The sequence below is a fragment of the Herbaspirillum sp. 1173 genome, assembly GCF_031455335.1.
Lineage (GTDB): Bacteria > Pseudomonadota > Gammaproteobacteria > Burkholderiales > Burkholderiaceae_D > Herbaspirillum > Herbaspirillum huttiense.
This window is the reverse complement of the sequence record NZ_JAVDSP010000004.1, coordinates 1-25,274: the sequence shown is the minus strand read 5'-3', so window position 1 is coordinate 25,274 and position 25,274 is coordinate 1. Positions and strand designations below refer to the sequence as shown.

The 25,274-nt window shown below is 63.5% G+C and carries 17 protein-coding genes; 7 read left to right on the top strand and 10 right to left on the bottom strand.

Annotation, left to right across the window (positions count from 1 at the left end; genetic code table 11):
* Window positions 1–75: 75 nt before the first annotated feature.
* From J2X56_RS14805 to J2X56_RS14790, 4 genes are all read right to left on the bottom strand, one after another.
* The gene (locus J2X56_RS14805) at window positions 76–1,305 is read right to left on the bottom strand and encodes a YbdK family carboxylate-amine ligase (RefSeq protein ID WP_039790074.1); all 1,230 of its coding nucleotides are present in this window, start codon (window positions 1,303–1,305) and stop codon (window positions 76–78) included.
* Window positions 1,302–2,510: a cation:proton antiporter gene (locus tag J2X56_RS14800; protein WP_034331088.1), complete on the bottom strand. Its 1,209-nt coding sequence runs from the start codon at window positions 2,508–2,510 to the stop codon at window positions 1,302–1,304. Before J2X56_RS14800 ends, J2X56_RS14805 begins: the two co-directional genes overlap by 4 nt.
* A gap of 324 nt (window positions 2,511–2,834) precedes the next feature.
* Window positions 2,835–6,311 carry a UvrD-helicase domain-containing protein gene (locus J2X56_RS14795; RefSeq protein WP_310160675.1) on the bottom strand — a complete coding sequence of 1,159 codons (3,477 nt, stop codon included), beginning with the start codon at window positions 6,309–6,311 and terminating at the stop codon, window positions 2,835–2,837.
* Window positions 6,308–9,067 carry a PD-(D/E)XK nuclease family protein gene (locus tag J2X56_RS14790; protein WP_310160674.1) on the bottom strand — a complete coding sequence of 920 codons (2,760 nt, stop codon included), beginning with the start codon at window positions 9,065–9,067 and terminating at the stop codon, window positions 6,308–6,310. Before J2X56_RS14790 ends, J2X56_RS14795 begins: the two co-directional genes overlap by 4 nt.
* 480 nt (window positions 9,068–9,547) lie before the next feature.
* On the opposite strand from J2X56_RS14790, the gene trxA reads away from it, so the two are divergent.
* From trxA to J2X56_RS14765, 5 genes are all read left to right on the top strand, one after another.
* Complete coding sequence (trxA, locus tag J2X56_RS14785) at window positions 9,548–9,874, top strand: thioredoxin TrxA (protein WP_006462943.1); 327 nt, start codon at window positions 9,548–9,550, stop codon at window positions 9,872–9,874.
* Between the two features lie 131 nt (window positions 9,875–10,005).
* Complete coding sequence (gene rho / locus J2X56_RS14780) at window positions 10,006–11,268, top strand: transcription termination factor Rho (protein ID WP_008325783.1); 1,263 nt, start codon at window positions 10,006–10,008, stop codon at window positions 11,266–11,268.
* Between the two features lie 277 nt (window positions 11,269–11,545).
* Window positions 11,546–11,815 (top strand): type B 50S ribosomal protein L31, encoded by a 270-nt coding sequence (locus J2X56_RS14775; RefSeq protein WP_034331092.1) that lies wholly within the window; start codon window positions 11,546–11,548, stop codon window positions 11,813–11,815.
* Window positions 11,816–12,067: 252 nt separating this feature from the next.
* Window positions 12,068–13,792, top strand: coding sequence for a glycosyltransferase family 39 protein (locus J2X56_RS14770; protein WP_121044764.1), 1,725 nt, complete (start codon window positions 12,068–12,070; stop codon window positions 13,790–13,792).
* Window positions 13,793–13,810: 18 nt separating this feature from the next.
* Entirely contained in the window at window positions 13,811–15,202 is a 1,392-nt protein-coding gene (locus J2X56_RS14765; RefSeq protein WP_121044766.1) for an MATE family efflux transporter, read from the top strand.
* Here J2X56_RS14765 and J2X56_RS14760 read toward each other — a convergent pair.
* Window positions 15,192–17,294, bottom strand: a complete 2,103-nt coding sequence (locus J2X56_RS14760; protein ID WP_121044768.1) for a bifunctional diguanylate cyclase/phosphodiesterase — start codon at window positions 17,292–17,294, stop codon at window positions 15,192–15,194. The genes J2X56_RS14765 and J2X56_RS14760 overlap by 11 nt on opposite strands.
* Before the next feature lie 1,003 nt (window positions 17,295–18,297).
* On the opposite strand from J2X56_RS14760, the gene J2X56_RS14755 reads away from it, so the two are divergent.
* A complete protein-coding gene (locus J2X56_RS14755) occupies window positions 18,298–18,753 on the top strand; it encodes a hypothetical protein (RefSeq protein WP_034334286.1) in 456 nt (151 codons plus the stop codon).
* A gap of 237 nt (window positions 18,754–18,990) precedes the next feature.
* Here the strand turns inward: J2X56_RS14755 and ybiB are convergent, their stop codons facing one another.
* On the bottom strand, window positions 18,991–20,010 hold the full coding sequence (gene ybiB / locus J2X56_RS14750; RefSeq protein WP_310160673.1) for a DNA-binding protein YbiB: 1,020 nt from the start codon (window positions 20,008–20,010) through the stop codon (window positions 18,991–18,993).
* A gap of 133 nt (window positions 20,011–20,143) precedes the next feature.
* On the opposite strand from ybiB, the gene tsaD reads away from it, so the two are divergent.
* Window positions 20,144–21,184, top strand: coding sequence for a tRNA (adenosine(37)-N6)-threonylcarbamoyltransferase complex transferase subunit TsaD (tsaD, locus tag J2X56_RS14745; RefSeq protein ID WP_121044770.1), 1,041 nt, complete (start codon window positions 20,144–20,146; stop codon window positions 21,182–21,184).
* Between the two features lie 40 nt (window positions 21,185–21,224).
* Here tsaD and J2X56_RS14740 read toward each other — a convergent pair whose 3' ends face one another.
* The 4 genes from J2X56_RS14740 to J2X56_RS14725 form a co-directional block, all read right to left on the bottom strand.
* A complete protein-coding gene (locus J2X56_RS14740; protein ID WP_209567967.1) occupies window positions 21,225–22,778 on the bottom strand; it encodes a methyl-accepting chemotaxis protein in 1,554 nt (517 codons plus the stop codon).
* 22 nt (window positions 22,779–22,800) lie between these two features.
* On the bottom strand, window positions 22,801–23,832 hold the full coding sequence (locus J2X56_RS14735) for an L-idonate 5-dehydrogenase (RefSeq protein ID WP_209567968.1): 1,032 nt from the start codon (window positions 23,830–23,832) through the stop codon (window positions 22,801–22,803).
* Between the two features lie 27 nt (window positions 23,833–23,859).
* Window positions 23,860–24,666, bottom strand: coding sequence for an SDR family NAD(P)-dependent oxidoreductase (locus J2X56_RS14730; protein WP_121044776.1), 807 nt, complete (start codon window positions 24,664–24,666; stop codon window positions 23,860–23,862).
* Window positions 24,667–24,677: 11 nt separating this feature from the next.
* On the bottom strand, window positions 24,678–25,274 hold a 597-nt coding region (locus J2X56_RS14725), incomplete at its 5' end, for an NAD(P)(+) transhydrogenase (Re/Si-specific) subunit beta (RefSeq protein ID WP_310160672.1).

The window sequence follows — 25,274 nt, the reverse complement described above, 5'->3', positions numbered from 1 at the left end:
AAACACGCGGAATGCCAGGTGCCTCAACTTTGGTGCAACTTTATCCTAACCAGCAATTTAAATCATTTATATCGTTTACTGAAAATACGGCGGCGGCTCCACGCCCATCCACAATTCCGAGGACAAGCGCATCATGTCATTGAGCGAGCCCCGCTGCGCAAACATCTGGCGCAGCCAGCTGGCATCGGACAAGCGATCATGCGCGATGCGGCGCAGGCGCGTGATGGTCTGCTGCTCGGCCTCGTTGGCCACATAGGGTTCCAGCAACTGCAATTGCTGCAGCAGGTGTTCATAGATGGGCAGCTTGCGCGATTGCGAAGGTGTCGCGCCGTGCAGCGCCAGCTGGCCGTTGAGCCCGAAGCGGCTGGCCTCGAAGCGGTTGAACTGGTACAGCAGATAGAAATCATCGCCGACCACGAAAGGCCGCTCAGTGAGGATCCAGCGCGCCAGCAATTGCGCATAGGCACCCAGGTGCGCCGCATGCTCGATGGTCAGCGGCGTATCGCAGACGCGGATTTCCACGGTGCCGTATTCCGGCTTGGGACGGATATCCCAATAGAAATCCTTCATGCTGGCGATGATGCCCATCTGGTGCAGTTCATCGTAATACGTCTCGAACTCGGCCCACTTGGTATGCACCGGTGCCGTTCCCGACAGCGGGAACGCCCGCACCACGTTGCTGCGCGAGGAATCGAACTTGGTGTCCGCGCCCTGGTAGAAGGGCGACGCCGCCGACAGCGCGATGAAGTGCGGCACGTAACGCGAGAAGCCGTGCGTGAGATACAGCGCATCATCGCCGTTCTCCACACCGATGTGGATGTGCTGGCCGAAGACGGTAAAGGTCTTGGCCAGGTAGCCGTATTTCTCGTGCAGGTAATGGAAGCGCTCGCTGGGCGTGATGCGCTGCTCGTTCCAGTGCTGGAAGGGATGCGCGCCACCGCCGGAGACATCGATGTTGAGGTATTGCGCGCCACGGTTCAAGGCGCCGCGCAAGCCCTTCAATTCCTCGATCAGTTCATCCACGCGGGTGTGGATGCCTGAGTTGAGCTCGATCATCCCCTGCGTCATTTCCAGCTTGATCTGCTTTTGCAGGTCACGCGGCTCGATCCAGTTCAGCAGATCGACCGCATCGCTGGCCAGGTTGTAGTTGCGGCGGTTGACCAGTTGCAGTTCCAGCTCGATGCCCATGGTGAAGGGCGTGGAAGAACCGAACGGCAGGATGCCGGCGCTGCCCTGCGGACCGGCCACGTGGGCCTGGGTACCGGGGGACTCTTGTTCGTTGCGGATCAGTGTCTCGGTATTCATTCGCGTCCACTCTCTCCAGATTTGATCAGGGCAAACTGGGTTGCCACCGGCCCCAGGAATTCCAGGACCACCATGCTGCCCGCCAGCAGCGGCAAGACATTGGCCGTGGTGTGCGGATACAGCGACGAAACGGTTTGCATCAGGCCCACGCCGACCTCGGTCATGGGCAAGGTGCCCAGCGTGAGCAGGCCGGCCTGGCGCCAGTTCATGCGGGCAAAGCGGGCAAACAGGAACACGCCCAAGCCCATCGCCAGGAAACGCGCCGCGATCAGGATCAGCACCGAGAAGCCCAGCAGGCTCAAGTCCGACAGCTTCATCGATGCGCCCACGGTGACGAACAGCATCACCACGAACAACTCATTGGCGACACCAAACTCCAGCTCCATCAGATCGAACTGGCGATCCAGGTTCTTGGAGAGGATGGCGAAGATCAGCATGGTCAGCATCACCGGCAGATGCAGCGCATGCGCCACGCCGATGGCCAGTGCGATCACCGAGATCACCAGCACGAACTGCGAGCTGTTCTCGCGGCCCAGCAGGCGCGCCAGCGGCATCATCAGCCAGTAGGTCAGATAGGCCAGGATGGCCGAGCCGACCAGCGAATACAGGGTGTGCTGGATCAGCGTCCAGACGGGCGTACCGGCCTCATGCGCGATCACCGGCAAGAGCGCATAGGCGGCCAGCACGGCCACGAAGTTGTTGAGCGCGGTCATGGCCGCCAGGCGCCGCGTGACCTGGCCTTCCGCCTTGAGGTCGCGCAGCACCACCAGCACCACGGCCGGTGCGGTGGCAATGGCCATCACGCCACCCAGCAGAGCCATGACCGAATCGGTACCGAACCAGGTCAGGGCGATGCTGACGAAACCGAAGCACAGCACGGCCGAGACGGCGACCGTGATCATCAGCCATTTTTCGCGGCGCAGCCAGCCGATGTCGACGTAGCGTCCCAACTGGTACACCACCAGCGCGACGGCAATGTCGGCAAAGATGTTGGTGACCTTGAGGACTTCACCGGAAAGCAGATTGAACCCGCCGGCACCCAAGAGGAAACCGACCAGCAGATAACCCGTGATGCGAGGCACCCATGGGGACTTGGAAACTACGTAGCCCGCGATCAGCCCGAAGAGCAGCAGGCCGCCGAATACCAGCAGGGCATTCCATTGCAGCGTCTGTGCGAGGGTGAACGACGGAAGAGCCCACTCCATATCTCCTCCTGTAACGATGTGGTGTTGAACCGCAGCAGCACACTATCATTCGACGATGACATGCATGTTGCGGATCGCGTAAGCAACATGCCGGGCATGTGCGGCACGAGCAGCCCGACGAGATCGGGCCCGATTTTTACAAGAAGATTTTTGAAGAAAAAAATCTCTCATCAAAAAACCGGAGTACAGAAGATATCACTCTTGCTCTACGCGATGATCTTTTTTTTACCTACAACGGAAATCTGAATTTCCTGATTTGATATTTATTGAATTTCTGGAAGTTATCCGAAGCGCATTGAGAAGATGAATGTAGTTAGGGGAGCCTCAATGCTCCGTCAGGATGCCGTCAGCGGTAATCAGAGCAGACCTGATTCGTTTGTCAGAAAAGACTGACACGAGCGCACTGCGATAGCGGGCCAGCTGCGCTGCGTAATCGGCACGCTCGCTGTCGAGCAGACGGCGCTTGTAATCGATGACCCAGACTTCGTCGTCGAACATGACCACGCGGTCCAGCCGCATGACGCCAGACGGGGCGACGATCTCCATTTCATTGCGCGCCCAGCGATGCAACGACGGATTGAAGAAGCGCTCCAGTTCCGGCTGTGCCAGCACCACGCGCGCCTGCGCATGCACTACCTGTGCCATCTCCGCGGAGATGCCCAGCCAGCGCACCAGAGCAGGCGGCGAGGGCAAGTGCAGCGGCCATGCGTTGCCGTGCGTGAGCCGTTCCAGCAGCGCATGCAGGGCCACGCCTTCATCGATGGCCTCGGTGCTGACCAGCGTGCCATCGGCATCGACCTCGGGCAGCGCATCTTCCTCCTCTTGCCCTGCGCCGAAGAGCGACATCGGTACAGGCTTGGGATCGAACAGCGCCAGCGAGAATTGCTCTTCGATGGCGGCAGCATCGGCACCGTGAACGGCTTCCTCGCTGAACTCGCGCACCGGCGCATCGCTGGCGAAGAGACGCTGATACCAGCTGCCTTCCACCACCCCGCCCTCGCCCGCCCCCCGATTACCGGCCACGCCCGAGACCAGCAGCAATTGCTTGGCGCGCGTGACGGCGACGTACAGCAGGTTCCAGTCTTCCTGGGTCTTCAGGCTTTCTTCTTCCTCGAACAGATCATCCCGCGCACAGCCGCGTTCGCTGCGCCGGCCAAAGGCCGAGAAGTGCGTGGGTGCATCCTGATCCTGCGGCCAGGCGCAGAGGATACCGAGATTGTCTTCCACCGAATCGCTGTGATTGGCATCGAGGATGGCCACCACCGGGGCTTCCAGTCCCTTGGCACTGTGCACGGTGAGGATGCGCACGGCATCGGCGCTGGCATCCACGCTCGCCTCGTCCGGCGCATCGCCACCTGAAGTGCGCTGCAGGACGCGCAAGGCATCGATGAATTTGGGCAAGCTCGGATAGCGCCCGGCATCCATGTTCAGCGACAGCTCCACGAAGGCCGCAATGTTGCCCAAGGTCTGGCTGCGCGTGAGCGGCGAGGCATGCTGCGCATAGCGCGCCACCAGTTCGCCCTGATGCAGGATCATGTCCAGCAGGTCATGCACCGGCAGGTGCGGTGCCGCCTGCAGCCAGCGCTGCAGCAGGGTCACGGCACGCACCAGAGCGGCCGAAGCACTGCCCTCCTCCTGCATGCCCTGCAGATGCTGCCACCAGTGTCCGCCCTCGGCTTGCGCGACACGGCGCGCGATCTGCACCAGGTCCTCATCGGCCGCGCCGATGATCGGGCTCTTGAGGACGTGGGCCAGCGCGCGCGTGTCGTTGGGCGTGATGAGGAAAGTCAGCAGCGCGATCAGGTCGGCGATCTCCAGCGATTCGAGCAGGCCGCCGCGCTTGTCGGAAATGAAGGGAATGCCCGCAGCGCGCAAGGCACTCTCATAGGCCGCCAGGTGCGTGCGCTTGCGGACCAGCAGCATGATGTCGCCCCAGCGCATGGGGCGCGTTCCCTTGCCGTCGGCCACCGGCACTTCGCGGCAGGCTTTGAGCAAAGCCTGCGCCAGCGCCTGCCCTTCCAGCAGGCGGCGCGCATCATCTTCCTCGCCGCGCGGCGTGGTCAGGGGGTTGCGCCAGGGGATGATGTCCTCGGCGTTTTCCGTGGACTCGGGGGAGACAGCTTCCTCGGCGGTTTCAGGCGAAATGACGTTTTCTGCATCCTCGTCCTGCCGCGCCAGGGGAAGCCGCCAGACCTCGCCCCCCGCAAGGCCTAGCGTGGTCTGCTGCGCGAACAGCGGATTGCCGCCCATGACGAATGAACGATTCAGTACATCGACCACGGCCGAAGCATTGCGGCGCGTCTGGTTGGCGCGCAGGATGGCGGCCCCCTGCGCGCGCAGCATCTCGCGCGCGGCCACGAACACGCGCGGCTCGGCGCGGCGGAAGCGATAGATGGATTGCTTGGGATCGCCCACCACGAAGACGCTGGGCTGGGCCGCATCGCCACCGTATGCATCGAGCCAGCAGCGCACGATGCACCATTGCAGCGGGTTGGTGTCCTGGAATTCGTCCAGCAGGATGTGCTTGTAGCGCGCATCCAGCCGGGTCTGCAGATAGGCGGCGCTGGCCTCGTTGCGCAGCAGGCGGTAGGCCTGCCATTCGAGGTCGGCGAAGTCCAGCACGCGCTGTTCGGATTTCACCTCCTGATAGCAGGCCAGGTAGGTGCGGCCAGCGGTGAAGAGGGCGCGGTTGAGTTGCAGGACCGCCTTTTCCTTGCTACGTCCCTGCAGCTTGCGCAGTGCGTTGCCGATGGCATTGAACTCTTCTTCAAAGGCCGTCAGCGCGGCTTCCTCGCTGCTGCCGAAGTGCTGCACCAGGGCGGCCAGCAGCGACTTGACCTTGCCGTTCTTGCGCGGCTTGTCCTTGTCATCGAAGAACTGGCTGTAGAGGGCGTCGAAATTCTCCAGCGCGGAACCCGCCGTCAAGGCCGACTCGATGGCCACCGCGCGCGTCTTGTTGGCGCTCCCCCCCTGGCCCAGCAGGACCGCGATCTGGCTGGCACGCGCGACCAGTGCCGCATCGTCCCACAGCGACAGGCGCGCATCGCGCTGGGCATCCGGGCCGCACAGGTATTCCAGCCAGCGCAGGGGCGATGGCATGTCGGCTGTCTCTTCGTCTTCCTCGCCATCGTCGTCCTGCGTGGCCGCCCACCATTCGGCGCGCTTGTCGATGAAGGCATCGAGCAACTGCCGCGCATTGAAGTCACCCGCCAGTTCATAGAGTTCCAGCAGTGCCGCCTTGACAGGCGCGCCCTCGGGCTCGCGCAGTTTCTGCATGAAGCGGCGGTAGGCTTCATCGATCAGCTCGCCATTCTTTTCAGTCAGCGTATAGCCGTGCGGCACGCCCGAGGCCAAAGGTGCAATCTGCAACAAACGGGCGAACCAGCTGTGGAAGGTGTCGATGGACAGGCTCTGCTCAGACGAGAGGATGCGCTCGTAAAGCCCGCGTGCCACCGGCAGCAAGCGGGGCAAGTCGGGCTCGGCCACACCGCGTTCGCGCAACAGCGTGGCGGCCTGGGCATCGTCGGCCAGGGCCAGTTCGTGCAGCAGTTCGAGCAGGCGCTCGCGCATTTCCTGCGCGGCCTTGCGGGTGAAGGTGATGGCCAGCAGTTCCGGTGCCTGCGCCCCGGCCAGCAGCAAGCGCAACATGCGCGCCACCAGCAGCCAGGTCTTGCCGCTGCCAGCGCAGGCCTCAACCACCACCGAATGGCGCGGATCGCAGGCGGCGCGCGTGAAGACGGCGGCGTCGACGGCATCGCCATTGACCTCATAGGCCGCTGCTTGCTTGTCGGCGGCGCTCACAGCCAGGCTCCCTTGCGGCACAGGCCGCGCATCTCGCAATACTGGCAGACGGATTCGATGCCGTTGGCCGGCAGCGCCGCGCCGTGGGCGACGGCTTGCATGGTGGTGGTGATCTGTTGCTGGAGCATCTTCTGTTGGCGTGCGAAATCGGGGGCGGCGGCGGCGCCGGTCTTCTTGTCAGGGCCCAGTTCGAGGGCGACGTAATGCGCGTGTTCCACCGCGCCACCGGCCAGCAGGCCATAGAAGGCCAGCTGGTGGTCATCCGCTTCCTTGACCTTCTTTCTGAGGTCGCCGGCGGTCCGGGTCTTGTAGTCGAGCACGGCGCGCTCGCCGTCGGCATTGCGGTCGACCCGGTCGAGGCGTCCATACAATTCGATGCCGCCATCCTGCCATTGCAGGGCGTGTGATTGCGACTCTTCGCCGAACGCGAATTGCCAGCCCTCGGCTTCGCGCTCGTTGGCCCACAGCAGATAGGCCGGCATCACCTTCTGCCAGCGCGCATGGAAGGCCAGCGCGGCCGGATGGCGCTGCATCTCGCGCTGGAACACTTCCTCGGAAAGCTGCGCCAGCAAGGGCGCGCGGGCTGGCAGCGGGGTGTCGTTGTCGCGCAGATGGGCATGATAGCGGTAAAGAATTTCGTGCAGCCAGCTGCCGTAGTCGCGCTTCTCGGGCATGTCCGACAATTCATCCATCACCGCCACGCGCAGCATGCGTTGCGCAAAGAACTGATATGGGCAGGCCAGGAAACTGCCGAAGCCGCTGGCCGACAGCGAGGCCGGCAAGAGATCCGGTGCGCTCGGCATCGGCATGGTGGAGAGCACCGCACGCAGTGGTTTCAGCGGCGGCGGCAGCGTCACGCGTTCCAGTGGCGCGGCACCCTGCTGCGCCAGCTTCAGTTCAAGGCGCTGGATCCACGGGCTCACGGGATTGGGCTCGCCATCCTGATGGGTCTGCCAGCACAGCACCACGTCCGGATTCACGCACAGCAATTCGGTGAGGTCGCGCAGCTGCTGGCGCTGACGCGTGGCGCGCGTGGCCAGGTTCAGTTCACGCCGCACGGCATTGGAGAAGAACAGGGTTTCCTGCGGCGGTGAAGGCAAGTGCGCCGCATCCGCACCAATCACCAGCACCGCCTCGAAACGCCGCAGCCGCGCGCCGTTCAGGGGCAGCATCACGACACGACGGTCCTTGATGGGCGGCATGAAGGAAGTGGCATCCAGACGCAAATTGAGCAGCGCGCGCCATTCCGCAAAACTGAAAGTATCGCTCAGCCCGCCCTGCTCGGCGGCGATCTCGTCGAGCATCAGCAGGCATTGCTCGCCCGCGCCATCGGCGCGCAGCGCAGCTTCCATGCCCAGCGCCTGGCACAGGCCGCGCTGCGTCTCGCACCATTGCGCCAGCGTCTTGCGGCCGCCGAAGCGTGCAGCCTGCTTGGCCAGCGTGATGATGCAAGCGAGATCATCGGCCTGCCCGGCTTCGGCGAAAGCCGATTGCAGTGCCTGCCAGTCGCCGGCGATATTGGTACGGCGCAGGCGGGCTTCGATGCGCATGACGCGGTCGCTGCGGTCGGCATCATCGGGGAAAACGAAGGGCGACTTCAGCAGGTCGAGCAGCGCATTGGTTTCACCGCGGGCCGAGACCAGGTCATTCCACGCGGCCAGCGCAGCGGCGGCGCGGGTGGTGGAGAGCTTCCAGCCGGTCTCATCGGCCACGGCCACTTCGGCGCGTTCCAGCAAGGCGCGCAGGCGACGTGCGGTGACGCGGTCCTGGGCCACGATGGCGATGTCGGTCTTGCCCTGCTGCAGCCAGCGCAGCACAATCTGCGCGCTTTGGATGGCGGCGTTTTCGAGGTCGCCGGCCGGACACAGGCGCGGCAGCGCGATGGGATGCGAGGGGGAGACCGCAGCCTGGTCCGCTTCCATCGGCAGACCATCATCGTCGCGCACCAGCTCTTCCCAAGCCGAGAGATACAGCGGATGCAGCGGTGCGATGACCGCGCGGCTCCAGTCCAGCGTGACGATGCGCACCGGCTGGCGCTGGGCGTAGGCCGACAGGAAGGCCGCGTCCAGCGGTTCCGGTTCGGTCGGGCTCACCCACACCAGCGGCAGGCTGGCTTGGTCCGCCAGCGCCAGCATCGCGTCGAAACGTTGCACGATGCGGTCATGGGCATCGAGCTGCGTCTTCCACACCTGCCACACCAGCGCCGCTTCGTCGGAGAGCATGCCGTGCGCAGAAGGTGCCAGCGGCTCCAGCAATTGCGCCAGGGCCTGGGTCCAGCGGCCAACGGCAGCCTCTTCTCCATCCGCATTGGCGCGGATCTCGGGCAGCAGCGCCAGGGTCAGCTCATCGGACAGGGACAGCAGCGTCTGCGCCAGCGGCAGCAGGTCGGCATTGCGGCGGGCGGAAAACATTTTCTTGAGCCAGCCATGTTCGCGCAGTTGCGCATAGAGCTGCATGAGCCGCTCGCTCTCGGAGGGCGGCTCACTCTCGCCCGGCGGCTGCATCGCCAGCAGGCCGGACAGCGTATTGATGCGCGGGGCGATGTAGGGCCGGCGCAGTTCGCGCGACAGCGCCGCCTTGAAATTCTGGGCGTGGGAAAACGCCGGCACCATCAATTGCACGCCCGAGAAATCCAGCGCCCCTTGCTGTTGCGCCTGCAGCGCCTGCCCCAGCGGCTGGCCCTCGCGCAGCAGCGCGCGCACGGCCTGTTGCCAGAAATCTGGAGTGGGCGGGATCGGTACGGTGGCAAGCAGCATGCGTTCTCTGGATTCAATGAGGGCTGGTGAGGATAGCGCGTATGGACACGGCCGAGGCGGCACAAGAGCGTCAGCGGACCGTGCAGCCATTGTATTTTTCTCTTGCTCCGACAGATTTTTTCAATCGCGCCGGAGCAGACGATGCTGCGCATTGTATGCCAGACGGCCCCCTGCCGGCCTTGCGGGCGCAACGGGCAAAGCCGCGCCGGTGCTCGCGCAGCGCTGCAATGAACAGGATGAGGACGGGTGACAACAGGCCACGGAGCGAGCGTCCACACTTTCCCTCAAAATGGGTTATGATTGCCCCTGTACCCCGCCGCTTACCTCTGCCGCGCTTCAATTACAACTTGAATCGGCGCGCAACGACTCCACGTAGACCTAGCAACTCCGGAAGCGTTGATGGCTCACGCCAGGCCTGATGGTATTTGTCCACGGCGCTGATTGACTAATTACACCACTGCCTCATACCGAGGAAATGCCATGAGCGAACATATCAAACATATTACTGACGCCTCTTTCGAAGCCGATGTGCTGAAGTCCGACAAGCCCGTGCTGGTTGATTTCTGGGCGGAATGGTGCGGTCCCTGCAAGGCCATCGCCCCAATCCTGGAAGAAGTCGCCAAGGAATACGACGGCAAGCTGCAGATCGCCAAGCTGGACGTGGATTCCAACCAAGCCATCCCGGCCAAGTTCGGCATCCGCGGCATCCCGACCCTGATCCTGTTCAAGAACGGCGCAGCCGCTGCCCAGAAGGTCGGCGCACTGGCCAAGGGCCAACTGGTCTCGTTCATCGACAGCAACATCTGATTCTGATGTAACATCCGACGGCGGCGCGCTCGCGCTGCCGTCCGCCCGGCACACGGTGCCCGGCTTTATCCTAGATCCACACCACGCAATTCCCTCCCCCACCTTTACTTATCCCGTCCCGGGACACTCATATGCACTTATCAGAACTAAAAGCGATGCACGTCTCTGCCTTGCTGGAAATGGCCATCAGCCTGGACATCGAGAATGCTGCGCGCCTGCGCAAACAGGAGCTGATGTTTGCCATCCTGAAGAAGCGCGCAAAATCAGGAGAACAGATTTTTGGCGATGGCGCCCTCGAAGTGTTGCCTGACGGCTTCGGCTTCCTGCGCTCGCCCGACGCCAGCTACATGGCGTCCACCGACGACATCTACATCTCGCCTTCGCAGATCCGCCGTTTCAACCTGCACACCGGCGACTCCATCGAAGGTGAAGTGCGCACGCCCAAGGACGGCGAGCGCTATTTCGCCCTGGTCAAGGTCGACAAGGTCAACGGCGAACCGCCGGAAGCCTCCAAGCACCGCATCCTGTTCGAAAACCTCACGCCGCTGCACCCCAACAAGCTCTTGCAGCTGGAGCGCGACATGCGCGGCGAGGAAAACATCACCGGCCGCATCATCGACCTGATCGCCCCGGTCGGACGCGGCCAGCGCGGCCTGCTGGTGGCCTCGCCCAAGTCGGGCAAGTCGGTGATGCTGCAACACATCGCCCACGCCATCACCACCAATCATCCGGACACCGTGATGATCGTGCTGCTGATCGACGAACGCCCGGAAGAAGTGACCGAAATGCAGCGCTCGGTGCGCGGCGAAGTGGTCGCCTCGACCTTCGACGAACCGGCCACGCGTCACGTGCAGGTCGCCGAAATGGTGCTGGAAAAGGCCAAGCGCCTGGTGGAAATGAAGAAGGACGTGGTCATCCTGCTGGACTCGATCACCCGTCTGGCACGCGCCTACAACACCGTGATCCCGGCCTCCGGCAAGGTGCTGACCGGCGGTGTCGACGCCAACGCGCTGCAGCGCCCGAAGCGTTTCTTCGGTGCCGCCCGCAACGTCGAAGAAGGCGGCTCGCTGACCATCATCGCCACCGCCCTGATCGAAACCGGCTCGCGCATGGATGACGTGATCTACGAAGAATTCAAGGGTACCGGCAACATGGAAGTGCACCTCGAGCGCCGCCTGGCCGAGAAGCGCGTCTACCCCGCCATCAACCTCTCCAAGTCCGGCACCCGCCGCGAAGAGCTGCTGATCAAGCCGGACCAGCTGCAAAAGATCTGGGTACTGCGCAAGCTCATGTACGACATGGATGAAATCGAGGCGATGGAATTCATCCTCGACAAGATGAAGTCCACCAAGAACAACGCCGAGTTCTTCGACATGATGCGTCGAGGCAACTAAGTTCTTAAAAGCAACTAAGTCTTTGGCAGGTTCGGAAAACGGCATGTCTCTCAGCGGGCGTGCCGTTTTTCATTGCCCCCTGGGAAACAAGGGATGTGCATTTTCATCTGAAATACCACGCCGCGCCGGCCCGGTCGGTCGGCCGCCTTGACCCAAGCCCCTGATTCCACTGTATAATTTCGGACTTTTCCAAACCGGCAAGTGATCATCAATCGGGTCAAGAAGCAGGGCGACCGACGAAGTGGCGATTGGCTACCAAACTACTCTTGAGGCAATCATGAAAGAAGGCATCCACCCGGATTACCGCGAAGTCCTGTTCCACGACATGTCGAACGACTTCAAGTTCATCACCCGCTCCACCATCGGCACCCGCGAAACCGGCGAGTTCGAAGGCAAGCAATATCCCCTGGTGAAGATCGAAGTTTCCTCCGAATCGCACCCGTTCTACACCGGCAAGCACAAGATCGTCGACACCGCTGGCCGCGTCGAGAAGTTCCGCCAGAAGTTCGGTTCCGTCGGTTCGAAGACTGCTGTCTCGAAGGCGTAATCAGTACTTCCTCCAAAAAAGGCAGCTCCGGCTGCCTTTTTTGTTGGGCTCACCGGTGGGGCAGCATCAGGGGCTGCACCATCATGTAGCAGACAGAAACAACTATTTACCGGGTTTTCCTGCACAATAGGGCCTGCTAAAAAAACACCAGCCAAAAACACCAGCCGCCGACAACGGCGACCGCGCGGCCCAGGCCACCCCAGCCCGCGCATCACCCAACACGCAGCACAGAACAAGAGCAACAAGATCTTGATGAAGCCAGTCCGTCTTCCCGCCGCCGCGACCAATGCGCTTCCGCGCCTGGCCGTGCTTGCGCTCGCCCTCCTCTACATCCTGCCCGGCCTGATCGGCCGCGATCCATGGAAGAACGAGGATGCCACCAGCTTCGGCATCATGTGGACCATGGCCCATGGCAACCTGGCCGACTGGCTCACCCCCAACGTGGCCGGCCTGCCGCTGCCGGCGGAAAGTCCGCTGGCCTACTGGTTTGGTGCAATCTGCATCAAACTGTTCGGCTGGCTGCTGGGCGACCCGCTGGCAGCCCGCGTTTCCATCATCGGCTGCTTCCTGGTCGGCTCGCTGTCGATCTGGTACACCACCTACCTGCTGGGCCGCCGCGCCGAAGCGCAGCCGTTGAAGCTGGCCTTCGGCGGCCAGCCCGAACCCAAGGACTTCGGCCGCACGCTGGCCGATGGTGCCTTCCTGATCTATCTCGGTTTCCTCGGCCTGCTGCTGCACAGCCACGAGACCAGCCCCAAGACCCTGCAGATCGCCCTGGTGGCCTATGCCATGTTCGGCGCGGCGCGCGTGTTCGATGCCGGCAAGCTGCGCCATGGCATCTGGCTGGGCCTGGCGCTGGGCATGCTGGTGCTGACCTATGGCTGGCTGCTGCCGGTCGGCGTGATGATCGCGCTGGTCCTGCTGGCCGCCCTGCGCAAGGATGGCCGCGCCCTCGGCCTGCTGCTGTTGCTGGCACTGCCGATGGCGCTGCTGATCAGCGCCGCCTGGGTGGCCGCGCTGCACCGCCTGATCCCGGCTGAAGCGGCCAGCCAGTTCGAGCTGTGGATGAGCTGGAACATCTATCAGCTCAACCGCCCGACGCTGGCCACCCTGGCCTTCCTCGGCAAATACGGCGTGTGGTTCGCCTGGCCCGCCTGGCCCTTCGCCGGCTGGGCACTGTACGCCTGGCGCCGCCAGCTGGGCTCGCTGCACATCGCCTTGCCGCTGGCCTTCCTGATTCCCATCACGCTGCTGATCCTGGTCAACGTGCATCGCGAAGAGGGCATGCTGCTGCCGCTGCTGCCGGCGCTGGCGATCCTGGCCGCGTTCGGCCTGCCGACCATGAAGCGCGGTGCCATCAATGCGGTGGACTGGTTCTCGGTGATGACGCTGACCACCTCGGCGGCCTTCATCTGGATCGGCTGGATCGCCAAGGAAACCGGCTGGCCGGCCAAGATCGCACGCAATGCCTACAAGCTCGCGCCCGGCTTCAAGCCCGGCTTCGAATGGATCTCGCTGGCCATTGCGGTGGCCGCCACCATCGCCTGGATCCTGGTGGTGCACTGGCGCATCTCGCGCCGTCCCTCGGTGCTGTGGCGGGCCGTGGTGCTGTCGTCGGGTGGCGTGATCCTGTGCTGGGTGCTGCTGATGACGCTGTGGCTGCCCTGGGTCAACTACGGCAAGAGCTATGCCGGCGTGGCCGAACAGATCGAATCGAAACTGACTTCGGTCAAGCAGTGCGTGCAGAGCAATGTGGGACCGGCGCAGCGCGCCTCCTTCGCCTATTTCGGCAACGTGCGCTTTGCCGACGAGCGCGACCAGAGCTGCGACTACCTGCTGCTGCAGGATGACGTCAGCAATCAGGATGCCTCCATCATGCTGCGCCAGTACCCCGGCAACTGGCGCATGGTCTGGGAAGGCCGCCGCCCCTCCGACCGCGACGAGCGCTTCCGCCTGTACCGCCGTGCCGGTCGCTGATGCAAGGTTGGCTGCCGCGTGACGACTGAACTGCCCGCCCTCTCCTCCCGCCATCACGTCGGCCGCATCACGCGGCTGGCGTGGCCGCTGCTGATCGGGCAGCTGGCCATCATCGCCAATGGCGTCATCGATACCGCCATGGTCTCGCGCTTCTCGGCGCTGGACCTGGGTGCGCTGGCGCTGGGCGTGTCGATCTACGTGAGCGTGTTCGTCGGCCTCTCGGGTGTGCTGCAGGCACTGCAGCCGACCATCGGCCAGTTGTACGGTGCAGGCCGCGTGGGCGAGATCGGCAACGAGGTCAAGCAAGGTATGTGGCTGGCAGTGCTGCTGTCCATCGTGGGCTCGCTGATCCTGATGTTTTCGCCGCTGTTCCTGGCCGTGGCCAAGGCCTCGCCGGAACTGGTGGAGAAGGCCACGCTGTACCTGCGCATCGAAGCGCTGGCGCTGCCGGCCACGCTGTTCTTCCGCGTCTATTCCTCGCTCAACACCGCCCTGGCACGGCCCAAGATGGTGATGGCGCTGCAGCTGGGCGGCCTGTTGCTGAAGCTGCCGCTGAACGCCCTGCTCATCTTCGGCGGGCTCGGCCTGCCGGCCTTCGGCGGCCCCGGCTGCGCCATTGCCACCACGCTGATCGCCTGGCTGATGATGATCGCCGCCTGGCTGCTGGTGGCGCGCCTGCCGCTGTATCGTCCGCTCAAGTTGTTCGGCAGCGGCTTCGTCGCGCCTTCGTGGAAGAGCCAGCGCACGCTGCTGCTGCTGGGTATTCCGATCGGCATGTCCTACTTCATCGAAGTGACCGCCTTCACGCTGATGGCCGTGTTCATCGCACGCCTCGGCGCGGTCCCGGTGGCAGGCCACCAGATCGCGGCCAACGTCGGCACGGTGCTGTACATGCTGCCGCTGTCCATTGCCAGCGCCACCAGCACCCTGGTCGCGCAAGCCATCGGCGGCGGCAACATGGCGGAGGCCAAGAAGATCGGCCGCGCCGGCATCCGCCTGGCCGTGTCGCTGTCGGTGGTGATCGGGGTAATCGTGTGGTTCCTGCGCGAACACATCATTCGCGCCTACACGCCCGATCCGGTGATCGTCGGTGCGGCGCTGCCGCTGTTCCTCTACATCGCCTTCTACCAGCTGTTCGATTCCATGCAGGTGACCACGGCCTTCGTGCTGCGCGCCTACAAGGTGGCGGTGGTGCCCACCGTCATCTACGCGGTCACGCTGTGGGGAGTGGGATTGGGCGGCGGCTATCTGCTGGGACTCGATCCGCTGGGCGTGGCACCGCCGGCGCTGCGCGGCCCGTCCGGGTTCTGGCTGGCCAACAGCCTGAGTCTGGGCCTAGTGGCCCTCGGCCTGCTGGCCTATCTGCGCGTGATCCAGCGCCGCGCGCAGCGCGGCGAACTCAGCGTTTGATCACGCCGCCGGCGGCAAACAGATCGTCATTGCTGGCGTCGACCAGACCGGGCACGCTGACCGCGTCGTCCGGCCGCCCCAGCAGGAAGCCCTGCACCTGATCACAATGCAGCAGCTGCAGTTCGCGCAGCTGCCCTTCGGTCTCCACGCCTTCGGCCACCACTTCCATCTGAAGGGCATGTGCCAGCGCAATGATGGCGGCCACGATGGCGCGTCCGGAGTGATCGTCCAGATCCAGGCGCGAGGTGAAGAAACGGTCGATCTTGACCTGCCGGCAGTGGAACTGCGCCAGGTAGGCCAGGCTGGAATAGCCGGTGCCAAAGTCGTCGATGGCAATGTCGAAGCCCAGCGACTGCAGTTCGCGCACCACGCGCGTGGTGCGTTCCACATCCTTCATGGCGGCGGTCTCCGTAATCTCGAACATGAGCCGCTGCGGCGCGATGCCGGACGCACTGACCACCTTGATGATGCGCTCCACCAAATCGCTGCGCATCTGCAGCGGCGACAGGTTCAGCGCCACCTTGACCGGCTTCACGCCGGCCGCATCCCAGCACACGATCTGCCGGCACACCGCGTGCAATACCCAGTCGCCGATGCAGAGGATCTGCCCCGAACGCTCGGCAATGGGAATGAATTCGGACGGAGCCATCTCGCCCAGCTCCGGATGATGCCAGCGCAGCAGCGCTTCCAGCCCGGTCAGTTCCTTGCCGGCACCGCGATACTTGGGCTGGAAATGCAGGCGGAACTGCTGCTGGTCAATCGCCTGCTGCAGCGCCTGCCGCACCTGCAGATGACGCATGGCGCTGGCATGCATGGCCGGCTCGAAGAAGCGATAGGTATTGCGTCCGCTCTGCTTGGCTTCGTACATGGCGGCATCGGCATTTTTCATCAGGGCATCGACCGACTCGCCGCTGTTGGGATAGACCGCGATGCCGATGCTGGAGGTCACGCGCAAGGTCGCATCCTCGATCTGGAAATCCAGGCGCAGTTCGGCCAGGATGTTCTCCGACAATTGCTCCACCACCTCGGGCGTGGACAGATTGCTCATCACCACCACGAACTCGTCGCCACCGATGCGCGCCACCATGTCCTCGCCACGGATGCAGGCGCGGATGCGCTGCGCCACCGCCACCAGCAAGCCATCGCCGACGGCGTGGCCGAGCGAATCATTGATGGCCTTGAAGCCATCGAGATCCATGAACAGCACCGCGAACGGTTTGCCGTTGCGACGCGCCACTTCCACCGCATGCTGGATGCGGTCCGCCAGCAAGGCGCGATTGGGCAGGCCGGTGAGCACATCATGGGTGGCGAAGTGCAGCAGCTTGTCATTGGTGCGGCCAACGATCTTCTTCAAGACCTGATTGCGCTGCACGCCGCTGACCACCAGCGCCATGGCCATCGCCAGAAAGGCCAGGAACACCAGGCCATTGACCAGGTGTTCGCGCGTGATGCCTTCCCCGGCCAGGCTTTGCGCCTGCGGGTCGATCAGCAGTGCGCGCAGTCCGGCGGCCGCCGATGACACCAGCCCGGCCCCCACCAGCAGCGCCGCCAGCACGCGCCGCGCCTGCTGGGAATTGAGCGAACCGGTCATGGGCTTGCGTCCGTTGCTGGCGGAAAACAGCGTGACGATGAAGACCGCCACCACTTCCGACACCACCAGGGCCACGATCAGCAAGGGCGTGTGATACACCAGCGGCGGCACCAGCGTCATCGACTTGAGCGCGATATGGAAGGCGGCATTGAAGGCGGCACCGATGGCCAGCCCGCCAATGACCAGCCGGGCCGGTTGCGGACGCCGCATGCCCGTCAGATGCATCAGGTAGAAAGCGCTGGACAGGCACAGCAGCAGGGTGAGCACCACCATGCGCGCATCGAAGGCGATCGGCATGGGCGCGTCCAGCGACGCCACCGTCAGCAGCATCGCGCCCCACACGCCGAGACCGAATACCACCGCGCCGATGGCCAGCCACAAGCGCCGGTGCTGGGACTCCTGCAGCACGATGCGCTCGGAGACCTCCAGCGCCGCGTAGGCCGAGAGGCTGGCGACCAGCAAGGCGAAGGCCAACAGCAGGAAATGAAAGGAAGCTGACATTGTCGAACCTGGGCTCGGGTGCGCACCTTCCACGCGGGCGATCGCTGGGAGCCCGCAGGAAAGGACGCCTGCTCGGTATCGCGGCCGTTCCGTCCTGGCGACGAGCGCGCTGGCAGCATGGCGCAGCGGGCCGCAGGACGTCAGTCGATCGCCGTTGCCGGGCAACGGGTCGCCGCGTTCCATCCCGGAAAGCGCCCGCACACCTCGTGCGCGGCAGGAAACCATGCCGCTGCCACGACGCGCGCCGACGTCATTCCGGGAACCTCAAAAAGTTACGTAACCAAAACGTACCACAGGGATGCTGCTGACTTCTTTGATTTATTCGATTCGTTGCAACCAGCGTGCTGCTTGTGTGACTCCCCGGCAAGACGCCGGACGGTGTCGCCCCCCAAAAGCTCGGGCCGGATTATCTAACAAAAACTCCATCCCGTGGAATGGGAAAGATATCGGCTATTCATTCACCGGATGCCCGGTGCGCTTTTCGATCTCCCGCTATTCTAGCGCGCTTCGGCCGCAAGATGCCGCGTCGCATCAGATCTGGAACGCCGTGTCTCGCTCCTTGCGGCGTGTCTCGCGGCGGACACAAACCTTAAAAAATTGCGCCCTGCCGATGCACAGGCAGGAGAGTTGGACCGACAATGCCTGCATCACAAGACCGGCATCGTCCCTCCTGCGTCAAGCATGCGATGCACCAGGCCAGTCCCTGCCATGCGCTCCGCGCGACGTACTTGCAGTGGCCTGATGACCTGACATCTGTGCACGGTGACCCGTGCCAAATGCGGCTGCTCGTTGCACCAAAGACTCTTTTGGAGACTTGCACATGGACGCTTTCCCATCGGCCGGAAATGCCTGTCGGCACTGCTTCGGCGCGATCACGCGCGGACCGCTGCAGGAGCGATGGCGCCCGTTTTCCGACCAGTGAGTATAAATCACGTTTGCGGCGTAACTCACCTCGGAAGCAAACGTACCCCGGAAAGCGCTACCTCAAAGTACCTTCGAAATCATGGAAACCGCCAATCAAAAATTCGCAAAGCGCCTGCGCGCAGCGATGGAAAAAGCAGGATACGAACCCAAGCCCGCCGTTCTGGAACGGGAATTCAATCTACGTTACTGGGGCAAGCCGATGACGCTGCACGGCGTACGCCGCTGGCTGCTGGGCGAGTCGATGCCCAAGCAGGACAAGCTGGAAACGCTGGCCGAATGGCTGATCGTGACGCCACAGCATCTGCGCTTCGGCGAGGAGATCAGCAAGCGCATCGACAAGCGCCGCGCGCGCTGGGAAGAAGCCATCGGCTACCGCGAGCGCGAAGCTTTCGAAGCCTTCATCAATCTGCCTGCGCCCCAGCGCAAGATCGTCAAGGAAGTGATCTTCGCCTTCTCGCAAGTCGCCATCCAGGCGTCAGAAAAAGCCGCTGCACCGACCAAGACCGCCACCACCCGCCGCCGCACCCGCACCTGAAGACGCGCTCCCGCAGCGTTCGCTGCGTGCTCCTCTCGTGTCGTTTCCCGAGATTTCTCCCCCTCCCGAATCACGATCCCGCTCCCCCCTGGGATCTTGCTTCCTTCCTTTCTTGTTCTTGTTCCGCCCGCGTGCGATCCGCCACCGGCATGTGCTGCTGCGCGCGTCCCGCCTGTCAATCTGTCAGCTTCCCGCGTGACGGGAGTGGCTGTGGCGAATCACCCACGCAGCAGTGCATCAATTTCCCACGCGTGCCGCCACGTCGACGCAGTGATCGACCTGCTCGGCGATGGCTTGCGGTACCGGGCGCTGCCCCGCCAATACCTCGTTGATCCAGCCGGCAGTGGCGGCGGCGTCCTGGCCTTCGGGCAGGTCGGGCAATTCCTCCGCCACGCTCTGCTTTTCCACCAGCACGGTGCGGGTGCCGCGGCTGAACCAGTCGATGCGCTGGGCGCGCCGCGCATTGGCCACGGTCTCGCCTTCGGTGCCGCGCATGAGGAAGGCGTCGCCGCGATCATGCGGGGCGGCGTGACTGAAGTAGTCGGTCAGCATCTCCAGGTATTCCGGATGGGTATACGACGTCAGACGCAAGGCGGGCTGCGCAAACGGTTGCATGATCTTGACCAGCGTATGCGTGGAGTTGCGCACGCCGAGGATGCGGCGCAGATCGAGCAGGCGCGACACGGCCGGGGCCAGCGCAGCAATCGGGATGAAGGCCGGCAGGCCGGCGGCCATGCGCGCTTCGGCCTCGGCGGCGGAGGCCGCATGCGGTACCCCCAGCGCAGTGAAAATCTCGGCGCTGGTCACGCGCTGCGGATCGTGGGTGACGCCGTGCATCAGCACGGGGACTCCGCGCCGCACCAGCAACAGGCACAGCAGCGGCGTCAGGTTGGCCATCTTGCGCGAGCCGTTGTAGCTGGGCAGCACCACCGGCGCATAGGGACCGGCCGGCGCATGCAGGGGCGTGAAGGAGGCCTCGGCGGCCGCCAGGAAACCGGCGATCTCCTCGACCGACTCGCCCTTGATGCGCATGGACAGCAGGATGCCGCCAAGTTCGAGATCACTCACGCGGCCATCGAGCATGGCGGCATACATCAGTTGCGCATCCTCGCGCGAAAGACTGCGGGCACCGTCCTTGCCGCGTCCGATTTCCTTGATGAAACGGGCGGCTGCGAACGGGGCCGGTGACGAGGCAGCGGCACTGGCGACAGGCTCGACGGCGGCAGCCGGAGCAGGAATGTGGGCATCGTTTTGCATGGCCGAAGGGTACACCAAAACCGCCGCCTGCCGCAGCCGGGGCGCTTGCCCGGTGGCTTTCCATTACAATAGCGCCTTTGCCGCATGGCCCCCACCGGGCTCTTTTTGCGGCGGCTTCATTGAGTCCATCCCCATGTTAGTTCTCGGCGTCGAATCTTCCTGTGACGAAACCGGCCTTGCTCTGTACGACACCGAGCGCGGCCTGCTGGCGCATGCCCTGCATTCGCAGATTGCCATGCACCAGGAATATGGCGGCGTAGTCCCCGAGCTGGCCTCGCGCGACCACATCCGCCGCGCCATTCCCCTGCTGCAGCAAACTCTGGCCGATGCGCAGGTGCAAGCCGCCGACATCGACGCCATCGCCTACACGCAAGGACCGGGACTGGCTGGGGCGCTGCTGGTCGGCGCATCGGTGGCCTGCGGACTGGGTCTGGCGCTGGACAAGCCGGTACTGGGCATCCATCACCTGGAAGGCCACCTGCTCTCGCCGCTGCTGGCGAGCAAGCCGCCGCGCTTTCCCTTCATCGCGCTGCTGGTCTCGGGCGGGCATACGCAACTGATGCGGGTCGATGGCGTGGGCCGCTATGAACTGCTGGGCGAGACGCTGGATGATGCCGCCGGGGAAGCTTTTGACAAGTCGGCCAAGTTGCTGGGACTGGGATATCCGGGCGGACCAGCGATCTCGCGCCTGGCCGAGTTCGGCGATCCAGGCGCATACCAGTTGCCGCGTCCGATGCTGCATTCCAAGAATCTGGATTTCAGTTTCTCGGGCTTGAAGACGGCAGTGCTGACCGTGGTCAAGCAGCACAGCGCCAACATCTGCGAACAGGACAAGGCCAACATCGCGCGTGGCTTCGTCGATGCGATCGTGGATGTACTGGTGGCCAAGTGCATGACGGCCCTGAAACAGACCAACCTGAAGCGTCTGGTCATCGCCGGCGGCGTCGGCGCCAATGCGCAGCTGCGCGCGGCCCTCAATGCGGCAGCGGCCAAGCGGCGTTATGAAGTGTTTTACCCGGAGCTGCAATTCTGCACCGACAACGGCGCCATGATCGCCTTCGCCGGTGCCATGCGCCTGCGCGAGGAGCCGGGTGCGGCGCGCAAGGAATACGGTTTTGGCGTGCGTCCGCGCTGGCCGCTGGATGAGTTGCGGCCGCCGCAGGCCGGGCAGTAGTCAATCGAAGGCCAACTCTCAGATTGACTGTGAACAAGCCCTAGTCTGAACCCAAGGTAAATCTGCCGATGGCATTGGACATTCCATCAATCTCATGTTTGAGCAATCCAGCCGACGCGCTTGCCTGCTCAACCAGATCAGCATTGCGCTGGGTGATGCCATCAAGCTGCACAATTGCCTGCGCGATCTGATCAATGCCAGCCGTCTGGCTGTCGCCGGCTTGCACGATCTCGCTCATCAAGTCGTTGACCCGGTTGGCTGCATCCACCATTTCCTTCATGGCATCGCCCGTCCCGGCGGCCAACTCATTGCTGGAGGCGATCTGACCGGTCGAGCTTTCAATGAGCTGCTTGATCTCGCGGGCAGCCGCCCCTGAGCGTTGCGCCAGTGAGCGCACCTCGGAAGCCACCACGGCGAACCCCCTTCCCTGTTCGCCTGCCCGCGCCGCCTCCACCGCTGCGTTGAGCGCAAGGATGTTGGTCTGGAAGGCGATGCCATCGATCACGCCAATGATGTCATTGATCTTGCCGGAGGATGTCTTGATGGCAGCGATGGCCATTACCACCTGTTGCACCATCGCGCCTCCCCGCTGCGCCAGTGCGCAGGCGCGGTCGGCAGCCAAGCGTGCCTCCTGCGCTGCTTCATAGTTGGATCGCACGGTGTGTGCCATGTCCTGCATCGAGGCAGCGGTCTGTTCCAGCGATGCCGCCTGCTCCTCGGTTCTCGCCGAAAGCGCCGAGTTGCCGGTGCTCAACTGTTCTATTCCTGCCGCGATCTGTTTCCCGTGAACCGTGACCTCCCTGATCATCTGCGACAAGCTGCGATTCATGGCGGACAGGGCCGCCATCATCCTGCCCGTTTCGTCGCGTGAGGCCACATGGATCCTGCTGGCCAGATCGCCTCGCGCCACCGCACTGGCGATTCCCACGGCTTCATTGAGCGGCTTGCTGACGCGGCGTGCGATCAACCAGGACAAGCCCAATCCGCACACCAGGGCCACTGCGAGCAAGGCAGCCACTCCCACACGGGCCTGGCCGAAGGTCGCATCGGCTTCCTGGCCGCTTGCATGGCTACCTTGCTCGACCGCAGCAAGGAGAGTGGACAAGGATTTCCCTACGGATTGGTCCAGGGCCGCACCCTGCTCCTGCGCCAGGGCCTTGGCTTCCTCGGTGCGCCCCTGATCCGACAGGCTCAACAGCTTTTCGTGCAGGACCAGGTAGCGCTTGATGGATTCCCCATACCCGCGCCAGACCTTTCGTTCATCCTCGGTCAGGGGCAACGCCTGGAATTGCTGCTCCAGCGCTTCCCGCCGACGCATGATCTGCTGCATCACCGTCTCGGCGGCCCGTGCCTCGCTGTTGCGCGTGGCCAGCATGTGGCGAAATTCTTCTATCCGAAACCGCGCAAACTCGCTGCGCAGATCCAGCAGAATATGCTGGGCAGGTGTCCAACGCACGATCAGATCGCCCGTCGCATCGTGCACCCGGCCGATCTGCATCAGCGAAAAGCCACCGAGAACAGCGGTGAGGGCCAATACAACAAGGAATGAGGCCATCAGTTTGACGGCCAAGGTGGGGTTGCGCAGCAATCTCATCGACATCGTCTCGCTCCCAATTTCAGAACGCGAGTTGTACCTTCATCTGGCTGCTACGGTCCCCTGCCACATTGAACGCATCTACCGCCTGGGTATAAGGGAAGCTCGCCGTGATAAGGGGTGCCACGTCGACCAGCCGCCGATTCATCATCTCCACCGCCATGGCGAATTCTTCATGGAAGCGGAAGGCACCGCGCCATTCCAGCTCCTTCGCCACCAGCAGATTGGCCGGGAAATTGACATCACCGCCCAATCCGACCTGCACGACTACACCGCCAGGACGCATCGTTTCCAGGCCAGCACGCAGTGCACGTTCGGTACCGCTGACCTCGAACAGCACATCGAAGCTGCCCTTTCCTTGCGCATAGGATTGCAGCACCTCGGCCTCGGTCGCCACGTTGATGATACGGTCGGCCCCGACGACACGGGCGGCTTCCAGTGCCTTGGGCGCAATGTCGGTAGCGACGATTTCCGCGGCCCCGGCACGCCGCGCAGCGATGATGACCAGTGCACCGATCGGCCCGCATCCCGTGACCAGGACCCGCTTGCCCACCAGTAAACCTGCCCGGCGCACGGCGTGCAGGGCCACCGAAAGTGGCTCGGCCATGGCCGCCACGCCATCGCTGACATGATCGGCCACCGGGTGTGCCTGATGGCGCTCGATCACGATCTCTTGGCGGAACGCGCCCTGAACATGGGGCATGCGCATGGCACTGCCGTAGAAACGCATGTCCAGGCAATGGTTCTGCTTGCCTTCCTGGCAGTAGCGGCACACGCCACACGGATGGCTCGGGCTCACCGCAATACGCGTGCCCGCAGCGATATCCTGCACCGCCTCGCCCACGGCACGAACGACGCCGGAGACTTCATGGCCCAGCACCATGGGCTGCTTGATGCGCACCGTCCCGAAGCCGCCGTGATGGTAGTAATGCAGGTCCGAGCCGCAAATGCCACCGGCCTTGATCTGTACCTTCAGTTGATGGGGGGCCAGTTCGGCCGTGGGAATTTCTTCGATGCGCAAATCATGGGGAGCATGAACGATGATGGCCTGCATGATGGTTCTCCTGAATGAGGTCGGGATTCAAAGGGTGGCGGTGACGCCGCCATCGACGTAGAGAATGTGACCGTTGACAAAATCAGAGGCTGGACTGGACAAGAAGACGGCCGCCCCCACCAGGTCTTCGACATCTCCCCAGCGTCGCGAGGGGGTGCGGTTGACCAGCCAGTCCGTGAACACCTGATCGCGCACCAGCGGTGCCGTCAGTTCGGTCTTGAAGTAGCCAGGCCCCAGGCCGTTGGCCTGGATGCCGTACTTGCCCCAATCGATCGCCATGCCCTTGGTCAGCATCTTCACCGCCCCTTTGGTAGCGGTGTAGGGCGCGATACCCGGACGGCCCAGTTCACTCTGGACCGAGCAGATGTTGATGATCTTGCCGTGACCTCGCTCGATCATGGCGCGCGCGACCGTCTGCCCCACCAGGAACACGGAGTCGAGGTTGGTGCGGATCAGCGCATGCCAGTCCTCTTCGGAAAACTGTTCCAGTGGCGAGCGGCGCTGTATGCCCGCATTGTTGACCAGGATCTCGATGGGACCGACATCTTCCTCGATGCGCCGCACAGCCGCATTGACGGAAGCCGCCTCGGTGACATCGAAGGGCATCCCGGTGACGCGCCCCCCCTCTGTTGACAGCCGCTCCACGGCGACTGCAAGTTTTTCCATGTCTCGCCCATTGAGTACCACATGGGCACCAGCATGCGCGAGACCGCGCGCCAGGGCAAATCCGATGCCACTGGTAGAGCCGGTGATGAGCGCAATGCGGCCGGTGAGATTGAAGGCTGCTACGCCAGCAGGGAGGCTCGATCCAGTTTGCAAAGTCTTGTGGTCCATGATGTCTGCTCTCATCCTTCTGTCGCCTTGACCATATCTTCGATGACCTTCTTGGCATCGCCAAAGACCATCATGGTCTTGTCCATGTAGAACAGTTCATTGTCCAGACCTGCATAACCCGCTGCCATGGAGCGCTTGTTCACGATCACGGTCTTGGCCTTGTAGGCTTCCAGGATCGGCATGCCCGCAATCGGCGACTTGGGATCCTTGGCCGCCGGATTGACCACGTCATTGGCCCCCAGCACCAGCACCACATCGGCCTGGGCGAATTCGCTGTTGATGTCTTCCATCTCGAACACCTGGTCATAGGGCACTTCGGCTTCGGCCAACAGCACGTTCATGTGGCCCGGCATGCGGCCTGCCACCGGGTGGATTGCGTATTTCACGGTCACGCCGTTGTGGGTCAGCTTTTCGGTCAGTTCCTTCAGTGCGTGCTGCGCGCGTGCGACGGCAAGCCCGTAACCCGGCACGATGATGACGGTTTCTGCATTTCCCATCAGGAACGCCGCATCATCGGCCGATCCCGACTTGACGTTGCGCTGCTGCTGCGCCCCGCCACCGGCGGCCGCCGCTTCACCGCCAAAGCCGCCCAGGATCACGTTGAAGAA

Coding starts and splice junctions, on each gene's coding strand:
- J2X56_RS14760 (WP_121044768.1), bottom strand. CDS start 17,294: ATGTCAGCTTCCTTTCATTTCCTGCTGTTGGCCTTCGCCTTGCTGGTC.
- J2X56_RS14790 (WP_310160674.1), bottom strand. CDS start 9,067: ATGCTGCTTGCCACCGTACCGATCCCGCCCACTCCAGATTTCTGGCAA.
- trxA (WP_006462943.1), top strand. CDS start 9,548: ATGAGCGAACATATCAAACATATTACTGACGCCTCTTTCGAAGCCGAT.
- tsaD (WP_121044770.1), top strand. CDS start 20,144: ATGTTAGTTCTCGGCGTCGAATCTTCCTGTGACGAAACCGGCCTTGCT.
- J2X56_RS14730 (WP_121044776.1), bottom strand. CDS start 24,666: ATGGACCACAAGACTTTGCAAACTGGATCGAGCCTCCCTGCTGGCGTA.
- J2X56_RS14805 (WP_039790074.1), bottom strand. CDS start 1,305: ATGAATACCGAGACACTGATCCGCAACGAACAAGAGTCCCCCGGTACC.
- J2X56_RS14770 (WP_121044764.1), top strand. CDS start 12,068: ATGAAGCCAGTCCGTCTTCCCGCCGCCGCGACCAATGCGCTTCCGCGC.
- ybiB (WP_310160673.1), bottom strand. CDS start 20,010: ATGCAAAACGATGCCCACATTCCTGCTCCGGCTGCCGCCGTCGAGCCT.
- J2X56_RS14775 (WP_034331092.1), top strand. CDS start 11,546: ATGAAAGAAGGCATCCACCCGGATTACCGCGAAGTCCTGTTCCACGAC.
- J2X56_RS14735 (WP_209567968.1), bottom strand. CDS start 23,832: ATGCAGGCCATCATCGTTCATGCTCCCCATGATTTGCGCATCGAAGAA.
- J2X56_RS14755 (WP_034334286.1), top strand. CDS start 18,298: ATGGAAACCGCCAATCAAAAATTCGCAAAGCGCCTGCGCGCAGCGATG.
- rho (WP_008325783.1), top strand. CDS start 10,006: ATGCACTTATCAGAACTAAAAGCGATGCACGTCTCTGCCTTGCTGGAA.
- J2X56_RS14800 (WP_034331088.1), bottom strand. CDS start 2,510: ATGGAGTGGGCTCTTCCGTCGTTCACCCTCGCACAGACGCTGCAATGG.
- J2X56_RS14740 (WP_209567967.1), bottom strand. CDS start 22,778: ATGAGATTGCTGCGCAACCCCACCTTGGCCGTCAAACTGATGGCCTCA.